The sequence below is a fragment of the Kitasatospora sp. NPDC086801 genome (genome assembly GCF_044745805.1).
GTDB lineage: Bacteria > Actinomycetota > Actinomycetes > Streptomycetales > Streptomycetaceae > Kitasatospora.
Map to the genome: position 1 here is coordinate 1 of NZ_JBIVAX010000096.1, position 2,694 is coordinate 2,694.

The 2,694-nt window shown below is 72.2% G+C and carries 3 protein-coding genes; 2 read left to right on the forward strand and 1 reads right to left on the reverse strand.

What is annotated here, in order from left to right:
- Positions 1 to 157 precede the first annotated feature (157 nt).
- A complete protein-coding gene (locus tag ACIPLC_RS38080) occupies positions 158 to 595 on the reverse strand; it encodes a hypothetical protein (RefSeq protein ID WP_400477646.1) in 438 nt (145 codons plus the stop codon).
- Between the two features lie 408 nt (positions 596 to 1,003).
- On the opposite strand from ACIPLC_RS38080, the gene ACIPLC_RS38085 reads away from it, so the two are divergent.
- Together ACIPLC_RS38085 and ACIPLC_RS38090 are read left to right on the forward strand one after the other, a co-directional pair.
- Positions 1,004 to 1,432, forward strand: coding sequence for a hypothetical protein (locus ACIPLC_RS38085; protein ID WP_400477648.1), 429 nt, complete (start codon positions 1,004 to 1,006; stop codon positions 1,430 to 1,432).
- Between the two features lie 266 nt (positions 1,433 to 1,698).
- Positions 1,699 to 2,604, forward strand: a complete 906-nt coding sequence (locus tag ACIPLC_RS38090) for a recombinase family protein (RefSeq protein ID WP_400477647.1) — start codon at positions 1,699 to 1,701, stop codon at positions 2,602 to 2,604.
- Positions 2,605 to 2,694: the final 90 nt, after the last annotated feature.

Genomic DNA, 2,694 nt, shown 5'->3' on the forward strand with positions numbered 1-2,694 from the left:
GGGGCCCCGGGGGGGCCCCCGGGGGGGGGGGGGGGGGGGGGGCCCCCGGGGGGGGGGGGGGGGGGGCCCCCCCCCGGGGGGGGCGGGGGGGGGCGGGGGGGGGGGGGGGGGGGGGGGCGGGGGGGGGCCCCCCCCCCCCCCCCACGCCGCTCGCAGGTCAGACCGTGGCGTAGAGGGGGCCATCCGGCGAGCCGGCCGCGACTGCGTCGTCGTCGTCCGAGCCTCGCCCGACGGAGATCTCGAACGCGACCTTGGTTCCCTTGGGGAGGTCGCGGCCGCGAGCGTAGTCGTAGATCATGAAGCTGAGCGTGAAGGTGTGGTCCCCCTCGCATTCGAGGTCCTCGAAGTCGCCCAGATACTTCCACGAGGGCGTCACCTTCCCCGCGTATCCGCCGTAGCTTCCAGGCACCGGGCAGGTGCCGCTCCATACGGACAACCGGTCATAGGACGAAGGCGTCCCCTCCAACCGGTCGAGCTTGATCGACCACTGGGGTGCCCGGTCTGCGGTCGGTGCAGCAGCTTGTGCGGGAACAGCGATGCCGAGGGCAAGTGCTGCTGCAGCCGTGGCACCTGCCGCGCGCCGGAGATGGTTCATCAGGAGATTCCTGTCGACACGGCCCCGACCGTTTCGGGGCGTCACCCACCCCAGCATGATCACTTCGACCCCTGGAACGGCCGGGCAGCGCCACGCTTCACCCCAACGAGTGCCAGCCGCGCCCGCCCGGCACTCCACACCGGCTCACCTGCCCCTCTCCCCACCCACCGTCGCGTCGTGCCGACAGCGCGCGGTGGCCCCGGAGCAGGGCGTCGGCGTCCAGCGCCGGTTTCCGTTCCGATGTTCCTCAACCCCCGGGAGGTCGTAACCGGTCTTGATCCGCAGCATCGAGGTGTAGGCGACGCGGACTGTTGACGCCACGTCCCTGCAGATACGAGGAAGATCATTCCTTAGCGCTAATGACTGCACCGCTACTACTCAAGACCGGACCTCGTCGCCGCGCGGGAGATCGTCGAACTCATCCAGCTGATGCCCCAGCAGCGCCGCCAGGAAGTCGCCTACCTGCGCTACATCGAGGAGTGGGGCTTCAACGAGATCGCCGAGCAGCTCGGCTGCTGCCCGGCAACCGCCCGCGTCCACGCCCTCAACGCGCGAGTCCACTTCGTCGCCACCGCCAACAGCAGCAGCCGCGTTCATCAGGCGGGCCGGGACATGGCCGTCGGCTGGAACAGCATCAGCACTGCCGGTGCCGGCCGCGGATGGCTGGCGGCTCTGCTCGTGCTCGGTTGTGTGCTTGCAGTGGGCTTTCTGGTCGGCTGGTCTTGGGTGCTGGCCGTGGCTGGGAGTGTTGCGGCCGTCGCCCTGGCGGGCTGGGCATGGAGCGCCTGGCGCGCCAGGCGGCGTGGTCCCCGGCAGGGGCGCCGCCGGTTGCGCTGAATGTCCCGTCCCGGTGGGGCTGCTTGCCCGGAGGAGCCAGCCCCAGCGGGACGCTCCGACGAAGGAGTCCTTTCAACATTGGGAGGCGAAATCGGTTGATTCCGCCCCCAGTCGCAGATCCAATCGGATCGGCCCGCCGACCTGCCGGAACCCGCCGCCGATCCAATCGAATCCGGTCCAGTGTTCCGCCTCCCCATTCCGCCCCCGCTAGGGTGGTCCCCGGACACCGCCGGCCCCGCCCGGCCCACCCGGGGAAGGCGAAGAGCATGGCCGACCGGCTCTACCTGCGGCACTCCACCGACAAGCAGACCGACGCCCGCCAGCGCCACGCCCTGGCCCCGCTGCTGGCCGCCGGCGCCCCCGTCTACGAGGACCCCGCCACCTCCACACGGCAGCTCTCGCTCGACCGCGCCGGCTTCACCCGGCTGCTGAACGAGGCCGCCGTCGGCGACACCATCCGCATCGCCGACGCCGCCCGGCTCTTCCGCTCGGTAGCGGACATCCTCGCCCTGCGGCCGGTGCTGATCCGCCGCGGCCTGCACCTGCGGGTCGAGTCCGGGCTGCTGTCCGGGATCGACCTCGCCTCCGACGACCCCGGCACCAAAATGATGGTGAACGTGCTCGCCGCCGTGCTGGAGTTCCAGCGCGACATGATCTCGGAGAACACCCGCGAAGGCGTCGCTGCCGCCGAAGCCGCGGGCAAGACGCTCGGCCGCCCCGCCGCGCTCGACCAGGACCAGGCGGCGAAGGTGGTCGAGGCGTTTGGCGAAGGCACCGCCGTCAAGGCCCTCGCCCGGCAGCACCAGGTCGACCCGAAGACGATCCGCCGCGTCCTGGACGCCGCCGGAGCCCGTGAACTGCCCGAGCAGCTCGACGGCCTCCCGGACCCGGTCGCCGAGCAGCAGCCGCAGCCGGACCCGGTGGTCACCCTCGATCTGCCCGGCCTGCTCGCCGACCACCTGCTCGCCGGCGGCGACGAGACCGTCCGCGCCGCGCTCGCCTCCGGCCGGACCATCCGCCGCGGCCAGGGCCACTCCCTCCGGATCACCGCACCGCTCGAACTCCACCGCACCGCGCTGCAGCAGGCCGCCGCCCTCGCCGCCGACACCGCCAGCTCCGCCGAGCGCAAGGCCCACCGGGTCTACGCCACCCGAATCACGGCCGCGACCTGAGAGGGCGGAATGAGAGATTAAGTCCGTTCTGTCGTCGCCTGAACGTGTGGCCTTGCCGCCTCCGGCAGATCGCGGGGCTGGCGCCGTGCT